This is a genomic window from Pseudomonas fluorescens, assembly GCF_000730425.1.
Taxonomy (GTDB): domain Bacteria; phylum Pseudomonadota; class Gammaproteobacteria; order Pseudomonadales; family Pseudomonadaceae; genus Aquipseudomonas; species Aquipseudomonas fluorescens_X.
This window is the reverse complement of record NZ_CP008896.1, coordinates 5,635,461-5,658,467: the sequence shown is the minus strand read 5'-3', so window position 1 is coordinate 5,658,467 and position 23,007 is coordinate 5,635,461. Positions and strand designations below refer to the sequence as shown.

Sequence of the window (23,007 nt, the reverse complement as noted above, 5' to 3'; positions counted from 1 at the left end):
TCAGCCGTTGGGCCCTACTGTCGCGACGATAGTCACTTGCTTGTTGTCAGGGATTTCCTGATAAGCCAATACGTGCAAATTCGGTACTGCCAGGCGTCCGAACCGCGACAACATCGCCCGGACGGGGCCTGCCACCAGCAGAATCACCGGTTGGCCCTGCATTTCCTGGCGCTGTGCGGCGTCGATCAACGAACGCTGCAGCTTTTCAGCCATGCTTGGCTCCAGCAGGACACCCTCTTCCTGGCCCTGCCCTGCCTTCTGGATACTATTGAGCAATATTTGTTCCAACCTTGGCTCCAAGGTGATGACAGGCAGCTCGGAGTCAAGCCCTACAATGCTTTGGACGATGGCACGGGACAAACCGACGCGCACCGCTGCCACCAGAGCGGCAGTATCTTGACTCTTGGCGGCATTGTTGGCGATAGCCTCGGCAATGCTGCGAATGTCCCGTACCGGCACCTGTTCGGCCAGCAGTGCCTGCAGCACCTTGAGCAGTTGCGACAGCGACAACACCCCGGGCACCAACTCTTCGGCCAGTTTTGGCGAGGCTTTGGCCAGCAATTGCATGAGTTGCTGGACTTCTTCGTGGCCAATCAACTCATGGGAGTGCTTGTACAGAATCTGGTTGAGGTGCGTGGCAACCACAGTGCTCGCGTCGACCACCGTGTAACCCAGGGACTGCGCCTGGCTACGCTGGCTGACTTCGATCCACACCGCGTCCAGGCCAAAAGCCGGATCTTTGGCGGTTATGCCACTGAGGGTACCGAACACCTGGCCCGGGTTGATCGCCAACTCGCGGTCGGGGTAGATCTCGGCTTCAGCCAGGGTCACGCCCATCAGGGTCAGGCGGTAGGCACTGGGGGCCAGGTCGAGGTTGTCGCGGATATGCACGGTGGGCATCAAAAAGCCCAGGTCCTGGGACAACTTCTTGCGTACACCCTTGATCCGTGCCAGTAACTGGCCGCCCTGGTTGCGATCCACCAGGGGGATCAGGCGGTAGCCGACTTCCAGGCCGATCATGTCGATGGGCGTCACGTCATCCCAGCCCAACTCCTTGGTTTCCTGGGCGCGGGCCGGCGATGGCAGCAGGTCCTGCTGGCGCTCCACCTCTTTCAAAGCCTGGACCTTGATGGTGTTCTGCTTCTTCCAGAACAGGTACGCCCCTCCCGCCGCCAGGGCGGCCATGGTCAGGAAGGAGAAGTGCGGCATGCCCGGCACAATCCCCATGATCGCCATGATGCCGGCCGCCACGGCCAGGGCCTTGGGCGAGGCGAACATCTGGCGATTGATCTGCTTGCCCATGTCTTCGGAGCCGGACGCACGGGTCACCATGATCGCCGCAGCGGTCGATAACAACAGTGATGGCAATTGCGCCACCAAACCGTCACCGATGGTCAGCAGGGCGTAAACCTTGCCCGCATCGCCAAAGGTCATGCCGTGCTGGAAAATACCGACGGCCATGCCGCCGATCAGGTTGATAAACAGGATCAGCAAACCGGCGATGGCGTCACCGCGCACGAATTTGCTGGCACCGTCCATGGAACCGTAGAACTCGGCTTCCTGGGCCACTTCGGAACGGCGGGCCTTGGCCTGGTTCTGGTCGATCAGGCCAGCATTGAGGTCGGCGTCGATCGCCATTTGCTTGCCGGGCATGGCGTCGAGGGTAAACCGCGCGCTCACCTCGGAAATCCGCCCGGCGCCCTTGGTCACCACCACGAAGTTGATGATCATCAGGATCGCGAACACCACGATACCCACCACGTAGTTACCGCCGATCACCACCTCACCGAAGGCCTGGATCACCTTGCCCGCAGCGGCGTGACCGTCCTGGCCGTGCAGCATCACCACCCGCGTGGAGGCCACGTTAAGGGCCAGGCGCAGCAGCGTGGCAACCAGCAAAATAGTGGGGAAGACCGCGAAATCCAAAGGTCGCAGCGCGTACACGCAGACCAGCAGCACGACAATGGACAGGGCAATGTTGAAGGTAAAGAACACGTCCAGCAGAAACGGCGGCATCGGCAACATCATCATTGCCAGCATCACCAGCAACAACAACGGCACACCCAGATTGCCTCGCGAGAGGTCCGTCAGGGTGCTGCGGGCCGTGCCGAGCATTTGAGAGCGATCCACCACCGGTATTCCTCGTGTCCTTTGAAGCAAAGTTTTGACGCGGTTTGGCGTCTTGCAGGCGGCATTGCAAGAAGCCTTCCAACTTTTGCTTGAGAGCGACTGAATGGGGGAATTCGTAGGCTGGTGGGCTGTAAAATCGGTCAGCGGGCGTCTTCGCTAACTGACCGAAACCGAAGCACTAACAGACGCGTGCCGCTTAATTGGCCGGCAGCGCGCCTGTTTTGAGAAGATTAAACCCGGAGAGTGAACACCAATGTATTAACCTGACGGTTCTCCGCATACTTAAACATCAACTTGGCGTTCGGGTACGCTGAGGCTTCAAGCTCATACGCATCCCACCCCCCTGTCTTTCTATTTAGTGGAAGTTGTGTCGGGCCTTTAGACTCTAAAGGAACGCCGAAGGAGTCCTTCACGTCAGCCTGACTCATCGACAAAGCCAGCGGTGTTGGCAGTTCGCCGCGATATACAGCCTGCTCCTCAACAACTGGAACAAGAATGATATATAGCGCTTCCAAACACTTGGATTCAGCGGAAAAACTCAACTCCATTCCTTCCTCTGGCTCAATATCAAGCCAGTTCCTCCCTTTATAAAGCTCTCGCAAAGGCATATTGGGAATGATGCCCTCTGAGACCAGGGACTCATAAGGGCGCCCCAAGCTTTTGATCCACAGCGCAATCGTTGTGGCGTCCATTTAGTACCACCCTTGTTGTTGATTCAGTTGATGTAACTGCTCTCGGGCCACCTCAATTTCAGCATCAGAATAGCCTTCCTCCAGCAATCCGCGCTTGATCGAATCGACATTGCTATTAACTGCCCCCCGTAGCGGTAAGACCTTAACCCAATACTCAGCACACCCTTCCTGCGCTTTGGCATGGCAAGAGTAGAAGCCTTCCAACTTTTGCTTGAGGATCACCGGTGATCGGTTGTGCCAGGGCCTAGAGCGGCCTGGCGCTGGCTGCCTGTTTGCCTTTTGGGCCCTCGACAACCTCATATTCCACCTGTCGTTGAACCACTTCACTGTGCCAATTGCCATTACCCCTCTCCCGAACCGTGCATTTTCCGGCCTATCAGAGCGCGCTGCACGGGAGCTGGATACCGTCAAAGTCGACAGGCTTGAAGGGATTTTGACGGACGGTATGTGGCCACCTGGGCGATCAGGTCGCCAGTTCCGACGCCATCGCGGGCAAGCCCGACTCCCACAACAAACGGTAGGAGCCGGCTTGCCGGCGATGAGGCCGGTGCAGGCCACAACCAAACTCAAGAATCGCGGCGCAAATCCGGCGGAATCGGCAAATCCTTGAGCGGATCCGGGCGTTTGCCCTTGCCCGCGCGGTATTGGCGAATCTGATAGACATAGGCCAGCACCTGCGCCACTGCCAGATACAACCCGGCGGGGATTTCCTGGTCCAGGTCGGTGGAGTAGAAAATCGAACGCGCCAGCGCTGGCGACTCCAGCAGCAGGATGTCGTTGGCCACCGCAATTTCACGGATTTTCAACGCGGTGAAGTCACTGCCCTTGGCCAGCAGCATCGGCGCACCGCCCTTCTCCGGGTCGTACTTGAGGGCCACGGCGTAGTGAGTCGGGTTGGTGATGACCACATCGGCATCGGGCACCGAAGCCATCATCTTGCGCTGGGACATTTCGCGTTGCAGCTGGCGAATGCGCTGCTTCACTTCCGGCTTGCCTTCCTGGTCCTTGTGTTCGTCGCGCACTTCCTGCTTGGTCATCAGCAGTTTCTTGTGGCTTTCCCACAACTGGATCGGCGCATCCACCGCCGCAATCAGGATCAGGCCACAGGCCATCCACAAGGCACTCCAGCCCACCAACTGCACACTATGGATGATTGCCAGTTCCAGCGGTTCATGGGCGATGCGCAGCAAGTCGTCGATGTCTGACTTCAACACCACCAACGCCACGAACAGGATGATGAAGAACTTCGCCAGGGCCTTGAGCAGTTCCACCACGGCCTTGGCCGAGAACATGCGCTTGATCCCGGCGCCGGGGTTCATCCGACTGAATTTGGGTGCCATGCTGCCAGCAGCGAACAGCCAGCCGCCGAGGGAGATCGGGCCGATGATCGCCGCCAGGAGCAAGGTGATCAATACCGGCTGCGAGGCCAGGATCGCGATTTTCCCCGAATGCAGCAGGTAGATGCCCATGGCGCGCGGGTCCAGCAACACGTCCCGGGGCAGGGAGAAGCTGTGCTTCATGATCTCCATCAGGTCCTGTGCCAGGCCGCCGCCGTAGATCAGCAGGCCGCCGGCACCGGCGAGCATCACCGCCAGGGTGTTGAGCTCTTTGGAACGGGCAATCTCGCCCTTTTCCCGGGAGTCCTTTTTACGTTTCTCCGTGGGGTCTTCTGTTTTGTCCTGACCACTCTCGCTCTCGGCCATGGCTCAGCGCGCCCGTGCCAGATCACGTAAGAACTGCAAGGCATCACTGGCCAGCGGTTGATACTGATTGAGAATGTCGGCCAGGCCGATCCAGAAAATCCCCAGGCCCAACACCAGGGTCAGTGGGAAACCAATGGCGAAGATGTTCAATTGCGGCGCGGCACGGGTCATCACGCCAAAGGCAATGTTGACCACCAGCAATGCTGTGATCGCCGGCAACACCAGAAGCAACGCCGCGCCCAGCACCCAACTGAGGCGCCCGACCACTTCCCAGAAGTGATTGACGATCAGGCCCTCGCCCACCGGCAAGGTGGTGAAGCTTTCAGTGAGAATTTCAAAGGCCACCAGGTGACCGTTCATGGCCAGGAACAGCAGGGTCACCAGCATGGTCAGGAACTGCCCGATGACCGCCACCGATACGCCGTTGGTGGGGTCGACCATGGAGGCGAAGCCCATGCCCATCTGGATCGAGACGATTTGCCCGGCAATCACGAAGGCCTGGAAGAACAAGGTCAGGGAGAAGCCCATCAAGGCGCCGATCAGGATCTGTTCGGCAATCAACAGCAGCGCACTGAGGTCCAGGGCGTTGACCGGCGGCATCGCTGGCAACGTGGGCACGATAACCACGGTAATCGCTACCGTGAAAAACAGGCGTACACGCTTGGGGACCAGGGTCGTGCCGATCACCGGCATGGTCATCAGCAAGGCGCCCACACGAAACAGCGGCAGGATGAACGCGGCCACCCAGGTACTGATCTGGGTGTCGGTCAACGCCAGCAAGGACTGCATCAGGTCAGCCGATCAACTGCGGAATACTGCCGTACAACTGCAGGATGTATTCCATGAAGGTCTGCACCAGCCAGGGGCCGGCAACGATCAGCGTGACCAGCATCACCAGCAAGCGCGGGAGAAAGCTCAAGGTCTGTTCGTTGATCTGCGTGGCGGCCTGGAACATCGCCACCAGCAAACCCACCAGGAGGCTGGGCACCACCAGCACGGCAACTATCAGGGTGGTCAGCCAGAGTGCTTCACGAAACAGGTCGACGGCGACTTCCGGGGTCATGGCGCTATACCCCTCCGAAGCTGCCGGCCAGGGTGCCGATAATCAGCGCCCAACCATCCACCAAGACAAACAGCATGATCTTGAAGGGCAACGAGATAATCAGCGGCGACAGCATCATCATACCCATGGCCATCAGCACACTGGCCACCACCAGGTCGATGATCAGGAACGGGATAAAGATCATGAAGCCGATCTGAAACGCCGTCTTCAACTCCGAGGTGACGAACGCCGGTACCAGGATCGTCAACGGTGCCTGGTCCGGGCTGAGGATATCGGTACGCTTGGACAGGCGCACAAACAGTTCCAGGTCACTGGAGCGGGTCTGCGACAGCATGAAGTCCTTGATCGGGCCCTGGGCCTTTTGCACCGCGTCCTGGGCCGTCATTTTCTCTGCCAGGTAGGGCTGCAGGGCCTGCTGGTTCACCTTGTCGAACACCGGCGCCATGATGAACAGCGTCAGAAACAGCGCCATGCCGGTCAGGATCTGGTTCGACGGTGTCTGCTGCAGGCCCAGGGCCTGGCGCAGGATCGAGAACACAATGATGATCCGGGTGAAGCTGGTCATGAGCATGACGAACGCCGGGATAAAACTCAGCGCAGTCATGATCAGCAGGATCTGCAGGCTGACCGAATACTCCTGGGCCCCGGCCGCGTTGGTGCCCAGGGTGATCGCCGGGATCGACAACGGGTCCGCGCCGAACGCCAGGGGCGCTGCCAGCAACAGCATGAGCGTCAATAGAACGCGCATTACTTCTTATCCTTCTGGTCCTTGCCCATCAATTCCAGCAGGCGCTGGGCGAATTCCGGCGTGGCGGCCTCGGTCTGGGCCACGCTCACCGGATGCTTGAGCACGTGCAACGGGGTAATCCGGCCTGGGGTCAGGCCGAGCAGGATCTGCTCCTCACCCACCTGCACCAGCACCAGGCGATCACGCGGCCCAAGGGCTCGCGAACCGATCAGTTCGATGACCTGGGCATTGCCCGGGCCGATCCGCTGCACCCGACGCAATAACCAGGCGAGGACAAAGATCAACCCCACCACCAGCAGCAGGCCAAGCACCAACTGGGTCAGTTGCCCGGCCACGTTGCCGCCGGCAGCTGGGGCTGCGGCCTGGGCCAGCGGTTCAGCGGCGAATGCGCCCAGCGGCAGCGCCCACAAGAGTCCCAGCCAGCGACGCCCCATCTCAGCGCAGCTTCTTGATACGTTCGCTAGGGCTGATCACATCAGTCAGGCGGATGCCGAACTTCTCGTTGACCACCACCACTTCGCCATGGGCGATCAGCGTCCCGTTGACCAGCACATCCAGCGGCTCGCCGGCCAGGCGGTCGAGCTCGATCACCGACCCCTGGTTAAGCTGCAGCAGGTTACGGATATTGATTTCAGTGCTGCCCACTTCCATGGAAATCGATACTGGGATATCGAGGATCACGTCCAGGTTGGGACCATCGAGCGAGACCGGCTCATGGTTCTTCGGCACGCTGCCGAACTCTTCCATGGGCAAGCGGTTGCCCACCGGCGCAGTGGCGGCATCGGCGGCCAGCAAGGCGTCGATATCGTCCTGGCCCGCATCGCCGGTTTCTTCCAGGGCAGCCGCCCATTCATCAGCCAGGGCCTGGTCTTCGGCGGAAGTGTTTTCGTGTTCGGTAGCCATTACATGTCCTCGGTGCAGCAAAAATCATGAATTAGGAATGCATCATCGGGGTGAGTCAGCGACGGTTGATCGGCTCGACCACCTGCAACGCCAGGTTGCCCTTGTGGGAGCCGAGCTTGACCTTGAACGACGGCACGCCGTTGGCGCGCATGATCAATTCGTCCGGCAGTTCGACGGGAATCACATCCCCCGGCTGCATGTGCAAAATGTCCCGCAGGCGCAACTGGCGGCGCGCCACAGTGGCACTCAGCGGCACATCGACATCCAGCAGGTCTTCGCGCAGGGCCTTGACCCAGCGCTCGTCCTGGTCGTCGAGGTCGGACTGAAAGCCCGCGTCGAGCATCTCGCGCACCGGCTCGATCATCGAGTACGGCATGGTCACGTGCAGGTCGCCGCCGCCGCCATCGAGTTCGATATGGAAAGTGGAGACCACAATGGCTTCGCTGGGCCCGACGATGTTGGCCATGGCCGGGTTCACTTCCGAGTTGATGTACTCGAAATTGACTTCCATGATCGCCTGCCAGGCTTCCTTCAAGTCGATAAAGGCCTGTTCCAGCACCATGCGCACCACACGCAGTTCGGTGGGCGTGAATTCTCGACCTTCGATCTTGGCGTGCCGGCCGTCGCCGCCAAAGAAGTTGTCCACCAGCTTGAACACCAGCTTGGCATCGAGAATGAACAGCGCGGTGCCGCGCAATGGCTTGATCTTGACCAGGTTGAGGCTGGTGGGCACGTACAGCGAATGCACGTACTCGCCAAACTTCATCACCTGCACGCCGCCCACCGCCACGTCCGCCGAGCGGCGCAGCATGTTGAACATGCTGATACGGGTGTAGCGGGCAAACCGTTCGTTGATCATCTCCAGGGTCGGCATGCGTCCGCGGACGATGCGATCCTGGCTGGTCAGGTCATAACTTTTGACGCTGCCGGGCTCGGCAGCCATTTCGGTCTGTACCAGACCATCGTCGACACCATGCAACAGGGCATCGATTTCATCCTGGGACAGCAGGTCTTGCACGGCCATGTCGTGATCCTACTGCAATACGAAATTAGTGAAGAGCGCCTGCTCGACCACGACTTTGCCCAGTTCTTTCTGGGCCACTTCCTGCACGCTGGCAGTGACTTTCTGGCGCAGCATTTCCTGGCCCACAGGGGTGGCCAGGCTGTCGAAACTCTGCCCGGAGAACAGCATCACCAGGTTGTTGCGGATCACCGGCATATGCACCTTGAGGGCATCCAGGTCCGCCTGGTTGCGCGCCAGCAGGGAAATACTCACCTGCAGGTAGCGTTGCCGGCCGTTCTGGTTGTAGTTGGCGACAAAGGCCGGGAGCATCTGCTCGAAGATTGCCGGTTGCTTGACGTTGGTGACGGGATCGCTGGCGGGCACCGGCTTGTTCTGGGCACTGTGCATGAAGTACCAGGTAGCCCCCACCGACACGCCGATAGCCAATAACAAGGCCACGACAATCAGCAGGATCATCTTGAGCTTGCCTTTGCCTGCTACAGGTACTGTTGCTGCGTCGTCACTCTTCGCCATGCCAATAATCCGTCACTATTCGGGGTTTCATAGATCCACGGGAAGGCAAGAGCAAGTGTTATGCCAGAGTTGTCGGCAAGGGCGATGAGATCAACGGTAGGAGCCGGCTTGCCGGCTCCTACATGGGCGGCGTCGGTTTCGGGTCAGGCGTAGTAGTCCACGGCACTGGAGCCGATCACCGATTGCACGAGCGGAGCGGCCACTTCGCTCACGTCGCCAGCGATGCCGCCATCATGCCCGTCGCTGTGTCCACCCGTGCCACTGACACCACGCGCCTGGTTCTGCTGCTCCTGGCCCTGACCCTGCCAGCCACGGGACTGGTCGGACACGTTAACGTCGACCTGGCCCATGCCCTGCTGGGCGAACATTTCCCGCAGGCGTGCGGACTGACTTTCCAGCGCCTCGCGCACGATGGCATGGCCGCTCATGAAGTTGACCTGGGCCTGCTGGTCGGCCGTCATGCTCACCCGAATATCCAGGCGTCCCAGCTCAGCAGGCTGCAATTGGATATCGGCAGACTTGAGGTTGGCGCTGGACAGGTACATGACCCGGTTCACCACTTCCTCGGTCCAGCCGCTCTGGTGCATGGCCAGTGGCTGGTTGTTCAGTGGCAAAGCGTTGGCGGTCTTGGGCGTGGCCGCCTGGGTCAGGGCGGCCAGGCGATTGGCAAAGTCATCGACGCGCGTGTCGCTGCTCGCGCCCTTCAAATCCTTGAGGCCCTCTTCGATCAGGCCGCTGAAAGCCTTTTCGCCCCCCTGGTCAGTGCTGTCCTTGGCCGCTTGCTGATCGACCATCGCGGCCAGGCCGTTGGTGAAGCTCTGCGCGGCGGTAGGTTCAGCCTGGGTCGGCAGGCTCTTTTGCGCCGCCTGGCTGCTGGCAGACACATGACCGCCCTGCTCCATCGCCAGGCGCACGGCCGGCAACGCATCCAATGGATCGGCCTCAGGATCGAAGGCTGGCGCCACTTCTTCAGCGAGCGGCGGCGTGGTCACCAACAGCGGCGTGGTGGCGTCATCCACCACGCCAGCCTGGACCGCCGCGGGCGCGGGTGTCACCGCCGCGATCAAGGCCGGATCGGCCAACGGATCGACGGCCGGCGGCTGGGCTTGCGCCAGGTCCTTGTCCGCACTTTTATCGTCATCGCTGCCGGCTGCCGCGTCAGCCTTTGAGGGCGGCGTGGCAGGCAAAGTCTTGCCGCTATCGGCAACCGCTGGAGTACCAGCGGCAGGCTTGTCGTTGCCGGTATCCTTCTTGACGCTGGCATCAGCCGGCTTGTCGCGGCTCGGCTTGGGCGCCATCTCCACAGCCTTGGTGGGTGCCGCCTTGGACTCCTTGGCGAACACCTGCGCAAAGCCTGGCGCTTTGGCCCGCGCATCCGCGGCCGTTGCCTGGGCATTGGCGGGGGAAGCCTGAGGCTTGACCGCAGGGGCGGCCTGCAGGAGCGAGTTGGGGGCTAGAGGCATAAGTCAGGTCTCCGCTGCGCAGGGTCGAGGGCGCAGGCAGGAGATAGAGAGCAAAAGTCGGGCCAGCTTTTTCGACCCGACCGATCAACCCTAGAACCGCTGGCGCTCCGACTCGTACAGCGGCTTGACCAGGGCAAACTCGTGATCGATCTGGTCGACCAGCTTGCCCAGGTCGGCCACCTGCGCCTTGGCCGATTCGGCTTCCAGGCGCTGGCACAGCCGCGCCAGGCGTACCGCCCCGAGGTTGCCGCTGCTGCCCTTGAAGCTGTGGGCGATACGCCCCAGGGCCTTGGCATCATCGCGCGCCTTGCGCAGCGCTTCGACGCGTTTTTGCGAATCGTCGAGGAACGTGTCGAGCAAATGGGGGTATTCGCCCTCCATCACTTCCTGCAAACCTACCAATACTTCAGGGTCCATATGTATCTGCGTCACTTGTTCGCTCCTTGATCAAGAATCGGCGGATTATGCCAGAGCCTCCCAGCAAAACTCCACGCACACACTGCGCCCGCCATCCGCCCAGCGTACATGGCTGCACAGTTGCCGGACCAGGTTCAGCCCGCGCCCGGACAGACGGTCGATATCCAGTGGCCGCGCCAGGACGCTTTCCACATCAAAACCCGGGCCACTGTCCTCGATACGCAGGCTCAGGCGGCCACCCGCCTGCGTCGGCAATACATCCACATGCACACGTATGTAGCCATTGCTCAACAGCGCCAGGCGTTCATTGCGCTGGCGATAATAGTCGGTGAAGCCCTGCACATCGCGCTTGAGCCGTGAGTCCAGGCCCAGTACGCCATGTTCGAGGGCGTTGGAATACAGCTCGGCCATCACGCTGTACAACGCTGCGCTCTGGTCACGCAGGCCGTGGATCTCCAGGAGCAGTTGCAGCAAATACGGTAACGGGTTGTAACGCTTGAGGGTCTCGGCCCGAAACTCGAAGCTCACCGACCAGTCCAGCGGGCATGACTGACCGCTATCGGTGTACTGCATGGCCGAGGAATGCAGAGCCTGCTCGGGCAGCAGGCTGATTTCCACCAGGCTGACATCATCACGCACCTGCCCACGAAACCCGGCCAGGGCTTGTTCGATTTCCTCAAACAGGCATCCCGGCTCACGATTGGCAGCGAACACCTGCAGCAAGCGCTCTACCCCAAACAACTGTTCGTTGGCATCGGCCGTATCAATCACCCCATCGGACAGCAGGAACACCCGGTCACCCAGGGCCATCGGCCAGACTTCAGTACCATCATCAAAGACTTCGGGCGCCAGCACGCCCAACGGCAAATGCCGCGACACCAGCGGCGTGCGCCTTCCCGTGGCGACTTCATGCACATAACCATCAGGCATCCCGCCGTTCCACACTTCCACCACCCGCCGCTGCACACTGAGGCACAACAGCGTGGCGCAACAGAACATATCCACCGGCAGGATGCGCTTGAGCTTGGCGTTCATTTCCCGCAGGGTCTGCGCCAGGCCATAGCCCTTGGCGGTCATGCCGTAGAACACCTCAGCCAGGGGCATCGCACCGACCGCCGCCGGCAAGCCATGGCCGGTGAAATCGCCCAGCAACACATGCATATCGCCCGACGGCGTGTAGGCCGCCAGCAGCAAGTCGCCATTGAACAGCGCATAGGGCGATTGCAGGTAACGGATGTTGCGCGCAGCGTTCAGGCAGCCGGAATGGGCAACCTTATCGAACACCGCCTTGGCCACCCGCTGCTCATGCAGCAGGTAGTCATGGTGCCGGGCAATCAGGTCGCGCTGCTGCAGCACCGTGGCCTGCAGCCGGCGCAGACGGTCCATGGCGTTGATCTTCGCCGCGAGGATGATCCGGTTGTAGGGCTTGGCCAGGAAGTCATCGCCACCGGCATCCAGGCAACGGGCCAGGGCCTGGCTGCCACTCAGGGACGTCAAAAAGATGATCGGCACCAACGCCTCGCCCGCCAGTTGCTTGATCTGCCGGGCGGCTTCAAAGCCGTCCATCACAGGCATCAACGCATCCATCAAGACCAACTGCGGGCGCTCGCGGGCGAACAACTCCACCGCTTCCTGGCCGTGACTGGCGGTGATCACCCGATGGCCCTGGCGCCGCACGATGCTCGATAGCAGCAGCAGATCGGCGGCGCTGTCTTCGGCGATCAGCACAGTCAGGGTTTCAAGAGCCTGGGCGCTCAAGTGATATCGAACAGCTTTTCGAAGTTGGAGATAGCGAGGATCTTGCGCACGTCAGAGCTGCTGTTGATCACACGCACATCGCCGCCCTCGCCACCGGCATGGTCACGCAGTAACAGCAGCATGCCCAGGGCAGAACTGTCGAGGTAGGTGGCCTCTTTCAGGTCCACGATGTAGGTCTCGGGGACCTTGTAGAACCGTTCGTAGGCATCGCGAAAAGCCTGGTGACTGCCGAAATCGAACCGGCCTTTGACGGCAATCGTCAACTGCTTCCCATCCAGGGACACTTCTGAGGTGACTGACATACGACTGCTTCCTTGTCGTGGGATGTGCAACAAGGTTTAGCAGCAGATCAGGGCACAGGCAAACTCACCCCGGCTCCTGCGGGCGTGATGAGAGGTGTGGCTAGGATTGATCCTGGCGCGGCAGGCGCTGGGACAGTTCATCGAGCAGCTTTTGCTCGCGCTTGTCTTCCAGCGCCCGAGCCTCGTCGATGTAGCGCTGCACCAGCTTGCGCAGGCCTTCGACCCGGGCGTAGGCCTGTTGCCAGCCTTCGCGGGCCTTGTCGAGGTTGTTCTGGTGCCAGACCAGACTCTGGCGCTGCTGGCCGACGGCGCTTTCCAGTTGGTTGAGAAAGTGCTGATAGTTCATCAGCCATTGCCCGGAGACGCCCTGACTACCGCGATCGATCCATTGTTGCTGGTATTCGCCCCGAAAGCGCTCCAGGTCGCCCAGCTTGCTCTCGGCCAGGCGCACCTGGCCCTGGAAATGCCCCAGGCGTTGGGCGGCGGTGCGCTCGGCACTTTCGGCCATCTCCACCACGGGAGCAAGGCGCGCGGCGCGACTGTTGGCCATGGCCGCTTAACCGCCAGGCGCAGGCGCAAACACCGACGCCAGGTGTGCTTCGCTTTCAACCATGCTGATGTTGTCGTTCAGCCCCTGGCGCAGGTAGCTCACCAGTTGCGGTTGCAGGGCAATCGCCAGGTCGGTCTCACGGTCACCACCGGCCACATAGGCGCCGACGCTGATCAGGTCGCGGCTCTGCTGGTAGCGCGACCACAACTGCTTGAACTGCTGGGCGCGAGTCATATGCTCGGCGCTGACCACCGACGGCATCACCCGGCTGATGGACGCCTCGATATCGATGGCCGGATAGTGCCCTTCCTCGGCCAGGCGCCGCGACAGCACGATATGCCCATCGAGCACGCCCCGCGCCGAGTCGGCAATCGGGTCCTGCTGGTCATCGCCTTCGGACAGCACGGTGTAGAACGCAGTGATCGAGCCACCACCGGCCTCGGCATTCCCCGCGCGCTCCACCAGCTTGGGCAGCTTGGCGAACACCGACGGCGGATAGCCCTTGGTCGCTGGCGGCTCGCCAATGGCCAGGGCGATTTCCCGCTGGGCCTGGGCGAAACGCGTGAGGGAGTCCATCAGCAACAGGACGTTCTTGCCCTTGTCGCGAAAATATTCGGCAATCCGCGTGCAGTACATGGCGGCGCGCAGGCGCATCAGCGGCGCATCATCCGCCGGGGACGCCACCACCACCGAGCGTTTGAGGCCTTCTTCACCAAGGATATGCTCGATGAACTCCTTCACCTCACGGCCCCGCTCACCGATCAGCCCGACCACGATGATGTCGGCCTCGGTAAAGCGCGTCATCATGCCCAGCAGCACACTCTTGCCCACGCCGGTACCGGCAAACAGGCCCAGGCGCTGGCCGCGGCCGACCGTCAATAATCCGTTGATACAGCGAATGCCCACGTCCAGCGGCTGGCTGATGGGGTTGCGCTTGAGCGGGTTGATGGTCGGGCCGTCCATCGGTACCCAGTCCTCGGCCTTCATCCCGCCTTTGCCGTCCAGCGCACGACCGGCGCCGTCCAGCACGCGACCGAGCATGCTCATGCCCATCGGCAGGCGCCCGGTGTCGGCCAGCGGTACGACCCGCGCGCCCGGCGCAATGCCGGCGAGGCTGCCCACCGGCATCAGGAAGATCTTACTGCCGGAAAAGCCCATGACTTCCGCCTCCACCTGCACCGGGTGGTAGCTGTCATCGTTGATCACCAGGCAGCGGCTGCCCATGGCGGCGCGCAGGCCTTCGGCTTCAAGGGTCAGGCCGACCATGCGCAGCAGGCGACCCTCAAGGATGGGCTGGCCGGGCAATTCGGTGGCTTCGATATAACCGCCCAGGCGCTTGGCGAAACTGGTGCGGTCAAGGCGCATCAGGCGCGTCCAGGTCGATGTTCAGGTCAGGCGCCGCCGGGTGCAGGGCCTGTTCGTGCAACTGGTCGAACAGCTTGGCCATGATCTGCGCGATACGTGTCTCGACCGTGGCATCGATGCGGCTGTGTTCGGTCTCGACCCGGCAACCACCGGGCTGCAATGCGGCATCCTCGACAATCCGCCAGGTTTCCTCATGGCGCTCGCGCAGGGCTTTGACCTGCTCGAAATCCTGGGGGTTGATGTACAGCCGCACATTGCCCACGCCCAGGGGCAGCAGCTTGAGGGCTTCGCGCATCACGCTTTCGATATGGCTGGAGTCCAGCACCAGTTCACGCTGGATAACCTGGCGAGTGATGTGTTCCACCAGGCCGACCATGGCTTTTTCCAACTGCGAGTCCTGCTCGGCAATCGGCGCAAACAGGTTGCCCATCAGGCGTTCGAGGCTGGCCAGCTTTACCTGGAGGGCCGCGTCGGCTTCCTGGCGGACCTTGAGGGTGGTGCTATGGAAACCCTCTTTTTCGCCGGTGGCAAAGCCTTCGTTGTATGCCTCCTGGCGGATGCTTTCGAGCTCTTCGAGGGTCAGTGGCTGGACTTCTTCCAGCGGCACTTCTTCCATTTCCACCGGCACTTCTTGCACCGGCTCGGGTTCGGGTTCGGGCTTGTGCGGATCGAAGCTGGGCAGCGACCAGACGTCGAACCCGCCGACGTCCCGGGCGCGAATCAGGTCGCTGGGCGTCTCATCATTGTTCGACATGCGCTGGGCCTTAGATCATTTCTTCGCCGCCCTTCCCGCCGAGGACGATTTCTCCGGCTTCGGCCATACGGCGGGCAATGGTGAGGATTTCTTTCTGTGCAGTTTCCACGTCGCTGACGCGCACCGGGCCCTTGGCTTCGAGGTCGTCGCGCAACAGTTCGGAGGCGCGCTTGGACATGTTCTTGAAGATTTTCTCCTTGACGCCTTCATCCGACCCCTTGAGGGCCAGCACCAGCACATCGGAGGACACTTCGCGCAGCAATGCCTGGATGCCACGGTCGTCGACATCGGAGAGGTTGTTGAACACGAACATCAGGTCTTCGATCTGTACCGACAGGGTATCGTCGATCTCGCGGATCGAGTCCATCAACTGACCTTCCACCGAACTGTCGAGGAAGTTCATGATGTCGGCCGCGCGCTTGATACCCCCCAGGGTGGTGCGTGCCGCGTTGGAGTTGCCGGAGAACTGCTTCTCCAGGATCGTGTTCAGCTCTTTCAGGGCCGCCGGTTGCACGGTGTTCAACGACGAGACACGCAGGATGATATCCAGGCGCACTTTATGATCGAAATGGCCAAGCACTTCGCCGGCCTGGTCCGGGTCCAGATAGGCCACGACAATCGCCTGGATCTGCGGGTGCTCGTAACGGATCACGTCCGCCACCGCCCGCGGCTCCATCCATTTGAGGCTGTCCAGGCCGCTGGTGTTGCCGCCCAGCAGGATACGGTCGATCAAGCCGTTGGCTTTGTCTTCGCCCAGGGCCGAGGTGAGCATCTTGCGGATGTAGCTGTCGGAGCCGACGCCCAGGCTGGTCTGGTCGCCGACGATCTCGACGAACTCGCTCATCACCTGCTCGACTTGCTCGCGGTGCACATTGCGCATCTGCGCCATGGCCACGCCGACCCGTTGCACTTCCTTGGGGCCCATATGGCGCAGCACTTGGGCCGCGTCGGTCTCACCCAGGGACAGCAACAGCACGGCGGCTTTGTCGACCCGGGTCAGCTTGGCAACAGAGGCTCGATTATCACTCATCTGCGTTGATCCACTCTTTCACGACCTGGGCCACACGGCCCGGGTCTTCTGCCACCAGACTTTTGATTGCATTCAACTGCGCGTCATACCCTTCGCTCGGGCTTGGCAGCAGAATGCTCTGCGGCCCGCCGAGGCTGACGCGGTCGTTGGCCAGTTCGCCATCCAGGCCGCCCATGCCACCCAACTCCACATCACCGAACGGCGCCAGTTGCTTCTTGCCGTGGCCGGTAATGTTGTTGAGCACAGGGCGCAGCACGCCAAACACCAGCACCAGGATGAACAACACCCCCAGCACTTGCTTGACGATGTCCCAGAACCAGGGTTGAGAGTAGAACGGAATATCGGCAATCACCTCACCGCGCTCCAGGGAGAACGGCATGTTGATCACGCTGACGCTGTCGCCACGGCTGGCATCGAAGCCTACGGCGTCCTGCACCAGGCGGGTGAAACGTGCCAATTCATCGGCACTCCACGGGGCCCGGGTGGTTTCACCGTTGGCGGCGTTGATCTTGACCTGGTCGTCCACCACCACCGACACCGACAGGCGGTTCAAGCGCCCTTGCTGTTGCTTGGTGTGGCTGATGGAGCGGTCCAGCTCGAAGTTCTTCGTGGACTGCTGGCGCTTGTCGGCCGGGTACGGCGCAAGCATCGGCTGGCCGGTGGCCGGGTCCATGATCTGCTGGCCGTTGGCATCCAGCAGCGGCTGACCTGGTTGCACGGCGCCGGCGGTCGCGGCGGCGCCACCGGTGGTTTGCGGGGCGCTGGCCGGCGCTGGCGGCTGGTTGCTCAGGGCGCCAGGCACCCCTTGCGGGCCATTGGCGGCGGTGCGTTGTTCGCTGGTCGATTGCTCGCTGCGCAGGGCCGGCTGGTCGGGGTTGAACTGTTCGGACGTCGACTCGACGGCGCTGAAGTCCACGTCGGCAGACACTTCAGCCTTGTAGCGGTCGTTGCCCAGTACCGGTTGCAGGATGTTGTGTACGCGCTGGGTCAGCATGCTTTCCATGCGGCGGCTGTAGTCGAACTGCTTGCCGGCCATGGTCAGTGCGGAGTTTTCCGCCTGGTCGGAGAGCAGGTTGCCCTTCTGGTCGACCACGGTAATTTGCGACTTGCTCAACTCAGGAACGCTGGTCGCCACCAGATTGACGATGGCCAGGACCTGACCCGGCTCCAGGGAACGCCCGGCAAACAACTCGACCAATACCGAAGCGCTGGGCTTGCGCTCGTCGCGCACAAATACCGAGCTTTTCGGGATGGCCAGGTGCACACGGGCACCCTTGACGTTGTTCAAGCTGGCGATGGTGCGCGCCAGCTCGCCTTCCAGGCCGCGACGGTAGCGGGTGGCTTCCATGAACTGGCTGGTGCCCAGGCCCTGGTCTTTATCGAGGATCTCAAAACCAATGTTGCCGTCGGTAGGCGCCACGCCGGCGCCGGCCAGCTTCAAGCGCGCACGGGCGACATCGTCAGCCTTGACCAGCAAGGCGCCGGAGTTGGGCTCGACGGTGTAGGCGATATCGGCGGCGGCCAGGGTTTCCATGACCTGCTTGGCGTCCATCCCCGCCAGGCTGCCATAGAGTGGCCGGTAATCGGGCTGCTGGGACCACAACACCACGGCAAAACCAATCGCCACGCTGGCAGCCAGGCCGACCATCAGGCCCACCTGACGCAACATGGTCATTTCGGAGAGGTTTTCCAGGAACGACAGGCCAAACAGCGGCGGCTTGCCGTCTGCCTTGGCGGGTGCGTTATCCACGACTGCTTCTGCCATGACTTAAATCTCGTCCTTAAACCGGCATCTGCATGATGTCTTGATAAGCCTGAACCAGCTTGTTACGCACCTGGGTCAAGGCCTGGAAGGAAACGCTGGCTTTCTGCGAAGCGATCATCACGTCGGTGAGGTCCACGCCGCTCTTGCCGATTTCAAAGGCGCTCGCCAGTTGGCTGGAGGCCTGCTGGGTATCGCTGACTTTGTTGATGGCTTGACCGAGCATGTCGGCAAAGCTGCTTTGGCCCAATTCCGGCACGTGCGCGACGGATTTCGGCTGGGACATGGCGTCCATTTGCATGGAACGCATATCCAACATCAACCGATTGAACTCAACACCTTGGCTCATGAACTTCTCTCTCCGACGACCCGCAATTTTTTGACACTACGCAGCGGTTAGTACGGGTGGTAGCAACAAGGGTGCCAGCTCCATGGCAAGTCGTAAGAAAAGCCGACAAACCTTGTCAGCTGATGTGTATCTCAGCTGGCGAAAAGGAACGCTTCCACGTCCATCCCGGCATCGCGCATTTGCGCCAGCTTGTAGCGCAGGGTGCGCGGGCTGATACCCAGGCGCTCGGCCGCCTCTTTGCGGCGGCCACGCTCGGCACGCAGGGTGTCGATGATCATCTGGAATTCGCGGCGACGCAGGTCGTCGCCCAGGCCGCCAGCGGCCTCGGCCGGGGCACTTTCCAGCGGGGCCGGGGCCAGGCTCGGGGTCGGCGCAGTACCCGCGCCGACCGCCAGGCAGAAGTCCTGGGGCTGGATCAGGCCGCCCTGCTGCAAAATCAGCGCGCGCTGGATCGCATTGTCCAGCTCGCGCACGTTGCCAGGCCATGGGTAGCTGATCAGACACGCCTGGGCTTCGGCCGACAGGCGCGCCTGGGCGTGCTTCATTTTATTGACGTGCTTGCTCAGCAGGCGCTCGGCCAGCGGCACGATATCGGCCGGGCGTTCACGCAGCGGGCGCCAGGCCAACGGGAAGACCGAGAGCCGGTAGAACAGATCTTCACGAAAACGCCCCGCCGCCACTTCGCCGGCGAGGTCGCGGTTGGTGGTGGCAACCACACGGATATCCAGCTGGATCGGCTTGCGCGCCCCCACCCGCTCCACTTCACGCTCTTGCAGCACACGCAGCAGCTTGGCTTGCAGGCCCAGGGGCATTTCCGAGATTTCGTCGAGCAGAATAGTGCCACCATCGGCCTGTTCAAATTTGCCGGCCTGGGCGGCGATGGCGCCGGTGAAGGAGCCTTTTTCATGACCGAACAAGGTGGCTTCGAGCATGTTGTCGGGGATCGCCGCGCAGTTGATTGCGATAAACGGCTGGCTCGCGCGGTGGGATTGCTGGTGGATGTAGCGCGCCAGCACTTCCTTGCCGGTGCCGGACTCGCCGGAAATCAGCACCGTGGAATCGCTGCGGGCAACCTTGGCCGCCAGCTCCAGCAATTGCGCACTGGCCGGCTCGAAAGCAATCGGGCCCTCGCCGTCTGCCGCACCGATCACACCCAGGGCATGGCGCGCCACCAGCTCGATCAGGGCCTTGGGCTCGAACGGCTTGACCAGGTAATCCGCCGCGCCCTGGCGCATGGCATCTACCGCGCGTTCCACGGCACCATGAGCGGTCATCAACAGGACCGGCAGTTGCGGCTGACGTGCGCGCAGCATGCCGAGCAACTGGTGGCCGTCCATGCCGGGCATATTGACGTCGCTCACCACCAGGCTGAAGGACTCTTGCTCCACCGCCGCCAAGGCTTCCTCGGCCGAACCGACCGCCCGGTAGTCATGGCCCGCCAACAGCAGCGTGTCAGCCAGTGCTTCACGCAGGGCGCGATCGTCTTCAACCAGTAGAACCTTGATAGCCATTTATCCTTACTCCGCGCTTGCCGTGCCTGAAAACAGCGGCAGCGTTATCAATGCACAGGTGCCACGACCCACACGGGAACGCAGCTGCAATTCTCCCTGATGGGCACGGGCCACTGCCTTGACCACGGTCAGCCCCAGGCCGGTTCCGTTGGTCTTGGTGGTAAAGAAGGGTTCGCCCAGGCGCTGCAACACCGCCGGATCAATCCCGCTACCGCTGTCACTGATGCACAGGCGCAGGGTTTGCCCACGGCTGTACAGGTGCACTTTGAGGCGCGCCGCCGGGCCGCTGGCCTGGCTGGCGTTTTCGATCAGGTTGAGCAACGCGCCCACCAGGGTGTCGCGATTGCACAGCAACTCGCCCCAATGGCTGTCGCACTGCCAGCGCACGGCCGCTTCCTGGATATGGGTGGCAGCGGCGGCTTGCAGCGACTGCATCAAGGCCGCGGGGGTGACCCGGTCGGTCAGCGGCAACTCGCCACGGGCAAACACCAGCATGTCGCGCACCTGGTGCTCCAGCTCATGCAGGCGCTCCTTGAGGCGCCCGGCAAAACGCTGATGGGTGGCGACCGGCAATTGCTCATCAGTCAAATGACTGGCGTAGATCAACGCGGCGGACAACGGTGTGCGAATCTGATGCGCCAGAGAAGCGACCATCCGCCCCAGGGATGACAAGCGCTCATGGCGCGCCAATTGGTCCTGCAGGTGACGGGTTTCTGTCAGGTCGTTGAGCAGCACCAACTGGCCGGGCTCGGCGTCCAGGGAACGGGTGGCGATGGACAGGCGGCGCCCGTCCTTGAGGGAAATTTCGTGGCCGTCGTCTTCACGGGGGGCAAAGCAGCGGGTGATGACATGGCGCCACAGCTCGCCTTCCAGCGGCAGGCCCAGCAGGTCGCACGCCGCCGGGTTGGCTTCGCGCACGCGGCCCTGATCGTCGATCACGATGACGCCACCGGGCAACAGGTCGAGGAGGTTTTGCAGACGGTTGGCCAAGCGTTCTTTCTCGGCCAACTCTTCCATGCGCTGGGCGCTGACCACCGCCAACTCGCCCTTGAGCTCCGAAACCCGGGCTTCCAGCAGGCTGTAGGAGTCAGTCAACTGGCTGGACATCTGGCTGAACAGCGAAAACGCCTGCTCAAGCCCTTGCCGGCTGATCTGCTCTACGGACGGGACAAGTCCCTGGGTTTCAGGGACTGAAGTTAGGTGGGCGGCGTGGGGCATCGTGCTCTCTCGCTTGGCTGACCGTCAGTTAAACGGAACGTTGCGAGTGCTATAGCAATACCCGTGCCTAAAAAAATATCCTTATTTTACAGAAGGTTAAAAAACAGGCGTCAATCATCCGCCTGTTCATCACCCTCGCGACGGCTCATGCCGTACTTACGCATCTTCTCCACCAGCGTGGTGCGGCGGATGCGCAGGCGCTCGGCGGCGCGAGCGACGATACCGTTGGCGTCGTCCAGGGCCTGCTGGATCAACCCTTGCTCCAGGCTGCCGAGGTAGTCTTTCAGGTCCAGGCCTTCGGGCGGCAACAGGGCATTGCTGCCGAAGTCCGGAGCGTGGCCGTTGATCGCGACGCGCTCTTCGAGATCGCTGCGCAGGCTGTCCACCAATTGCTCGTCTTCGTCGTCGACGTAGCGGAATTTCTTCGGCAACTCGACCACACCGATCACCCCGTATGGATGCATGATTGCCATGCGTTCCACCAGGTTGGCCAGCTCGCGCACGTTACCCGGCCAGCCATGGCGGCACAGGGACATGATCGCGGCAGAGTTGAAACGGATCGAGCCGCGCTTTTCGTGTTCCATGCGCGAGATCAGTTCGTTCATCAGCAACGGGATGTCTTCTACGCGCTCGCGCAGGGGGGCCATCTCGATAGGGAATACGTTGAGGCGGTAGTACAGGTCTTCGCGAAAGCTGCCGACCTCGATCATGCTTTCGAGGTTCTTGTGCGTGGCCGCGATGATCCGCACGTCGACGCTCTGGGTCTTGTTGCTGCCCACACGCTCGAAGGTGCGCTCCTGCAACACACGCAGCAGCTTGACTTGCATCGGCAGCGGCATATCGCCGATTTCGTCGAGGAACAGGGTGCCGCCATTGGCCAGCTCGAAACGCCCCGCACGGCTGGTGATAGCGCCCGTGAAGGCGCCCTTCTCGTGGCCGAACAGTTCGCTTTCCAACAGCTCTGCAGGGATCGCCCCACAGTTGACCGGCACGAAAGGTCCGTCGCGGCGCTTGGAATGGTAATGCAGGTTACGCGCGACCACTTCCTTACCGGTGCCGGACTCGCCGAGGATCAGCACACTGGCATCGGTATCGGCCACTTGCTGCATCATCTGGCGCACATGCTGGATCGCACGGCTGGTGCCGACCAGGCTGCGGAACAGGTTGGGTTCGCGGTGACGTCCACGCTCGCGGGCCTGGTCGTACATCTCGCGATAGACCTGGGCACGGTGCAGGGAGTCGAGCAATTTACTGTAGCTGGGCGGCATTTCCAGGGTGGAAAGCACACGGCGGCGCTGGTCTTCCGGCAAGTCCACGGAAGAAATATCGCCCATCAGCAACACGGGAAGGAACTCATCCCAGGTTGAGAGTGTCTTTAATAGGCCAAGAACTGCGCCAGGAGCGTTTACCGTTCCGATCAGCACACAGATGACTTCACGGCTTGACGATAAAGAGCTGACCGCCTGCTGCCAATCGTGGCTGCCGCAGGGCAAATTTTCTTCGCCAAGAAAATTCAAAATCACCGCCAGGTCGCGGCGGCGAACGCTATCGTCATCGATCAGCAGGATTTTGGTTTCACGCCACATGCAATAGCAACTTCCCTAGTAAAACTCAAATGCCCTCGATTCGGGGCAATCTAGATAGCTGTAGGCGTTTTCTGCACTACGGCCATCTGACGTCTGAAAATAGCACTAGTTAAGTCAAAAAAAACTGCACAGTCAAATTTATGACGCGCTATGTTCGGTTTAACTG

Annotated in this window: 24 protein-coding genes; all 24 read right to left on the bottom strand. The window is 61.5% G+C overall.

Translation table 11 applies throughout. The features are described 5' to 3' along the window. Entirely contained in the window at positions 1-2,115 is a 2,115-nt protein-coding gene (flhA, locus tag HZ99_RS25405) for a flagellar biosynthesis protein FlhA (RefSeq protein ID WP_154220587.1), read from the bottom strand. A gap of 245 nt (positions 2,116-2,360) precedes the next feature. Next, the gene (locus HZ99_RS25400) at positions 2,361-2,822 is read right to left on the bottom strand and encodes a DUF6392 family protein (RefSeq protein ID WP_038446996.1); all 462 of its coding nucleotides are present in this window, start codon (positions 2,820-2,822) and stop codon (positions 2,361-2,363) included. Then, the gene (locus HZ99_RS28830) at positions 2,823-3,044 is read right to left on the bottom strand and encodes a hypothetical protein (RefSeq protein ID WP_130898221.1); all 222 of its coding nucleotides are present in this window, start codon (positions 3,042-3,044) and stop codon (positions 2,823-2,825) included. A 344-nt stretch (positions 3,045-3,388) separates the two neighbouring features. After that, positions 3,389-4,525 carry a flagellar biosynthesis protein FlhB gene (flhB, locus tag HZ99_RS25390; protein ID WP_038446992.1) on the bottom strand — a complete coding sequence of 379 codons (1,137 nt, stop codon included), beginning with the start codon at positions 4,523-4,525 and terminating at the stop codon, positions 3,389-3,391. 3 nt (positions 4,526-4,528) lie between these two features. Further along, positions 4,529-5,314 (bottom strand): flagellar biosynthetic protein FliR, encoded by a 786-nt coding sequence (gene fliR, locus HZ99_RS25385; RefSeq protein WP_038446990.1) that lies wholly within the window; start codon positions 5,312-5,314, stop codon positions 4,529-4,531. Between the two features lie 4 nt (positions 5,315-5,318). Further along, a complete protein-coding gene (gene fliQ, locus HZ99_RS25380) occupies positions 5,319-5,588 on the bottom strand; it encodes a flagellar biosynthesis protein FliQ (RefSeq protein WP_038446989.1) in 270 nt (89 codons plus the stop codon). A 4-nt stretch (positions 5,589-5,592) separates the two neighbouring features. Further along, a complete protein-coding gene (gene fliP, locus HZ99_RS25375; RefSeq protein ID WP_038446988.1) occupies positions 5,593-6,336 on the bottom strand; it encodes a flagellar type III secretion system pore protein FliP in 744 nt (247 codons plus the stop codon). Continuing rightward, positions 6,336-6,770: a flagellar biosynthetic protein FliO gene (gene fliO / locus HZ99_RS25370; protein ID WP_038446986.1), complete on the bottom strand. Its 435-nt coding sequence runs from the start codon at positions 6,768-6,770 to the stop codon at positions 6,336-6,338. The genes fliP and fliO overlap by 1 nt, the downstream gene beginning before the upstream one ends. Position 6,771: 1 nt before the next feature. Then, positions 6,772-7,239: a flagellar motor switch protein FliN gene (gene fliN, locus HZ99_RS25365; protein WP_029292534.1), complete on the bottom strand. Its 468-nt coding sequence runs from the start codon at positions 7,237-7,239 to the stop codon at positions 6,772-6,774. A 55-nt stretch (positions 7,240-7,294) separates the two neighbouring features. Then, on the bottom strand, positions 7,295-8,263 hold the full coding sequence (fliM, locus tag HZ99_RS25360; RefSeq protein WP_029292532.1) for a flagellar motor switch protein FliM: 969 nt from the start codon (positions 8,261-8,263) through the stop codon (positions 7,295-7,297). A gap of 9 nt (positions 8,264-8,272) precedes the next feature. Beyond that, complete coding sequence (gene fliL / locus HZ99_RS25355; protein WP_038446984.1) at positions 8,273-8,776, bottom strand: flagellar basal body-associated protein FliL; 504 nt, start codon at positions 8,774-8,776, stop codon at positions 8,273-8,275. Positions 8,777-8,919: 143 nt separating this feature from the next. Beyond that, a complete protein-coding gene (locus tag HZ99_RS25350) occupies positions 8,920-10,239 on the bottom strand; it encodes a flagellar hook-length control protein FliK (protein ID WP_038446982.1) in 1,320 nt (439 codons plus the stop codon). Between the two features lie 90 nt (positions 10,240-10,329). Then, positions 10,330-10,671 (bottom strand): Hpt domain-containing protein, encoded by a 342-nt coding sequence (locus HZ99_RS25345; RefSeq protein ID WP_038446980.1) that lies wholly within the window; start codon positions 10,669-10,671, stop codon positions 10,330-10,332. A gap of 30 nt (positions 10,672-10,701) precedes the next feature. Further along, on the bottom strand, positions 10,702-12,414 hold the full coding sequence (locus HZ99_RS25340; protein ID WP_038446978.1) for an ATP-binding SpoIIE family protein phosphatase: 1,713 nt from the start codon (positions 12,412-12,414) through the stop codon (positions 10,702-10,704). Further along, on the bottom strand, positions 12,411-12,716 hold the full coding sequence (locus HZ99_RS25335) for an STAS domain-containing protein (protein ID WP_038446976.1): 306 nt from the start codon (positions 12,714-12,716) through the stop codon (positions 12,411-12,413). The genes HZ99_RS25340 and HZ99_RS25335 overlap by 4 nt, the downstream gene beginning before the upstream one ends. Positions 12,717-12,816: 100 nt before the next feature. Beyond that, positions 12,817-13,266: a flagellar export protein FliJ gene (gene fliJ, locus HZ99_RS25330; RefSeq protein WP_038446974.1), complete on the bottom strand. Its 450-nt coding sequence runs from the start codon at positions 13,264-13,266 to the stop codon at positions 12,817-12,819. Positions 13,267-13,272: 6 nt separating this feature from the next. Beyond that, entirely contained in the window at positions 13,273-14,631 is a 1,359-nt protein-coding gene (gene fliI, locus HZ99_RS25325) for a flagellar protein export ATPase FliI (protein WP_038446972.1), read from the bottom strand. Further along, positions 14,621-15,385 carry a flagellar assembly protein FliH gene (gene fliH / locus HZ99_RS25320; protein WP_038446970.1) on the bottom strand — a complete coding sequence of 255 codons (765 nt, stop codon included), beginning with the start codon at positions 15,383-15,385 and terminating at the stop codon, positions 14,621-14,623. The genes fliI and fliH overlap by 11 nt, the downstream gene beginning before the upstream one ends. Before the next feature lie 10 nt (positions 15,386-15,395). Then, on the bottom strand, positions 15,396-16,415 hold the full coding sequence (fliG, locus tag HZ99_RS25315) for a flagellar motor switch protein FliG (protein WP_029292514.1): 1,020 nt from the start codon (positions 16,413-16,415) through the stop codon (positions 15,396-15,398). Further along, the gene (gene fliF, locus HZ99_RS25310; protein ID WP_038446968.1) at positions 16,408-18,180 is read right to left on the bottom strand and encodes a flagellar basal-body MS-ring/collar protein FliF; all 1,773 of its coding nucleotides are present in this window, start codon (positions 18,178-18,180) and stop codon (positions 16,408-16,410) included. The genes fliG and fliF overlap by 8 nt, the downstream gene beginning before the upstream one ends. A 16-nt stretch (positions 18,181-18,196) precedes the next feature. Continuing rightward, positions 18,197-18,526, bottom strand: coding sequence for a flagellar hook-basal body complex protein FliE (fliE, locus tag HZ99_RS25305; protein ID WP_038446966.1), 330 nt, complete (start codon positions 18,524-18,526; stop codon positions 18,197-18,199). A 131-nt stretch (positions 18,527-18,657) separates the two neighbouring features. Beyond that, on the bottom strand, positions 18,658-20,037 hold the full coding sequence (locus HZ99_RS25300) for a sigma-54-dependent transcriptional regulator (RefSeq protein WP_038446964.1): 1,380 nt from the start codon (positions 20,035-20,037) through the stop codon (positions 18,658-18,660). Positions 20,038-20,043: 6 nt separating this feature from the next. Further along, positions 20,044-21,255 (bottom strand): sensor histidine kinase, encoded by a 1,212-nt coding sequence (locus HZ99_RS25295; protein WP_038446962.1) that lies wholly within the window; start codon positions 21,253-21,255, stop codon positions 20,044-20,046. 110 nt (positions 21,256-21,365) lie between these two features. Next, positions 21,366-22,841 carry a sigma-54 dependent transcriptional regulator gene (locus HZ99_RS25290; RefSeq protein ID WP_038446960.1) on the bottom strand — a complete coding sequence of 492 codons (1,476 nt, stop codon included), beginning with the start codon at positions 22,839-22,841 and terminating at the stop codon, positions 21,366-21,368. Positions 22,842-23,007: the final 166 nt, after the last annotated feature.

Excerpts from the sequence above, each read along its gene's own strand:
- flhA (WP_154220587.1), bottom strand. The coding sequence starts at position 2,115 with ATGCTCGGCACGGCCCGCAGCACCCTGACGGACCTCTCGCGAGGCAAT.
- HZ99_RS25400 (WP_038446996.1), bottom strand. The coding sequence starts at position 2,822 with ATGGACGCCACAACGATTGCGCTGTGGATCAAAAGCTTGGGGCGCCCT.
- flhB (WP_038446992.1), bottom strand. The coding sequence starts at position 4,525 with ATGGCCGAGAGCGAGAGTGGTCAGGACAAAACAGAAGACCCCACGGAG.
- fliR (WP_038446990.1), bottom strand. The coding sequence starts at position 5,314 with ATGCAGTCCTTGCTGGCGTTGACCGACACCCAGATCAGTACCTGGGTG.
- fliQ (WP_038446989.1), bottom strand. The coding sequence starts at position 5,588 with ATGACCCCGGAAGTCGCCGTCGACCTGTTTCGTGAAGCACTCTGGCTG.
- fliP (WP_038446988.1), bottom strand. The coding sequence starts at position 6,336 with ATGCGCGTTCTATTGACGCTCATGCTGTTGCTGGCAGCGCCCCTGGCG.
- fliO (WP_038446986.1), bottom strand. The coding sequence starts at position 6,770 with ATGGGGCGTCGCTGGCTGGGACTCTTGTGGGCGCTGCCGCTGGGCGCA.
- fliN (WP_029292534.1), bottom strand. The coding sequence starts at position 7,239 with ATGGCTACCGAACACGAAAACACTTCCGCCGAAGACCAGGCCCTGGCT.
- fliM (WP_029292532.1), bottom strand. The coding sequence starts at position 8,263 with ATGGCCGTGCAAGACCTGCTGTCCCAGGATGAAATCGATGCCCTGTTG.
- fliL (WP_038446984.1), bottom strand. The coding sequence starts at position 8,776 with ATGGCGAAGAGTGACGACGCAGCAACAGTACCTGTAGCAGGCAAAGGC.
- HZ99_RS25350 (WP_038446982.1), bottom strand. The coding sequence starts at position 10,239 with ATGCCTCTAGCCCCCAACTCGCTCCTGCAGGCCGCCCCTGCGGTCAAG.
- HZ99_RS25335 (WP_038446976.1), bottom strand. The coding sequence starts at position 12,716 with ATGTCAGTCACCTCAGAAGTGTCCCTGGATGGGAAGCAGTTGACGATT.
- fliJ (WP_038446974.1), bottom strand. The coding sequence starts at position 13,266 with ATGGCCAACAGTCGCGCCGCGCGCCTTGCTCCCGTGGTGGAGATGGCC.
- fliI (WP_038446972.1), bottom strand. The coding sequence starts at position 14,631 with ATGCGCCTTGACCGCACCAGTTTCGCCAAGCGCCTGGGCGGTTATATC.
- fliH (WP_038446970.1), bottom strand. The coding sequence starts at position 15,385 with ATGTCGAACAATGATGAGACGCCCAGCGACCTGATTCGCGCCCGGGAC.
- fliG (WP_029292514.1), bottom strand. The coding sequence starts at position 16,415 with ATGAGTGATAATCGAGCCTCTGTTGCCAAGCTGACCCGGGTCGACAAA.
- fliF (WP_038446968.1), bottom strand. The coding sequence starts at position 18,180 with ATGGCAGAAGCAGTCGTGGATAACGCACCCGCCAAGGCAGACGGCAAG.
- fliE (WP_038446966.1), bottom strand. The coding sequence starts at position 18,526 with ATGAGCCAAGGTGTTGAGTTCAATCGGTTGATGTTGGATATGCGTTCC.
- HZ99_RS25300 (WP_038446964.1), bottom strand. The coding sequence starts at position 20,037 with ATGGCTATCAAGGTTCTACTGGTTGAAGACGATCGCGCCCTGCGTGAA.
- HZ99_RS25295 (WP_038446962.1), bottom strand. The coding sequence starts at position 21,255 with ATGCCCCACGCCGCCCACCTAACTTCAGTCCCTGAAACCCAGGGACTT.
- HZ99_RS25290 (WP_038446960.1), bottom strand. The coding sequence starts at position 22,841 with ATGTGGCGTGAAACCAAAATCCTGCTGATCGATGACGATAGCGTTCGC.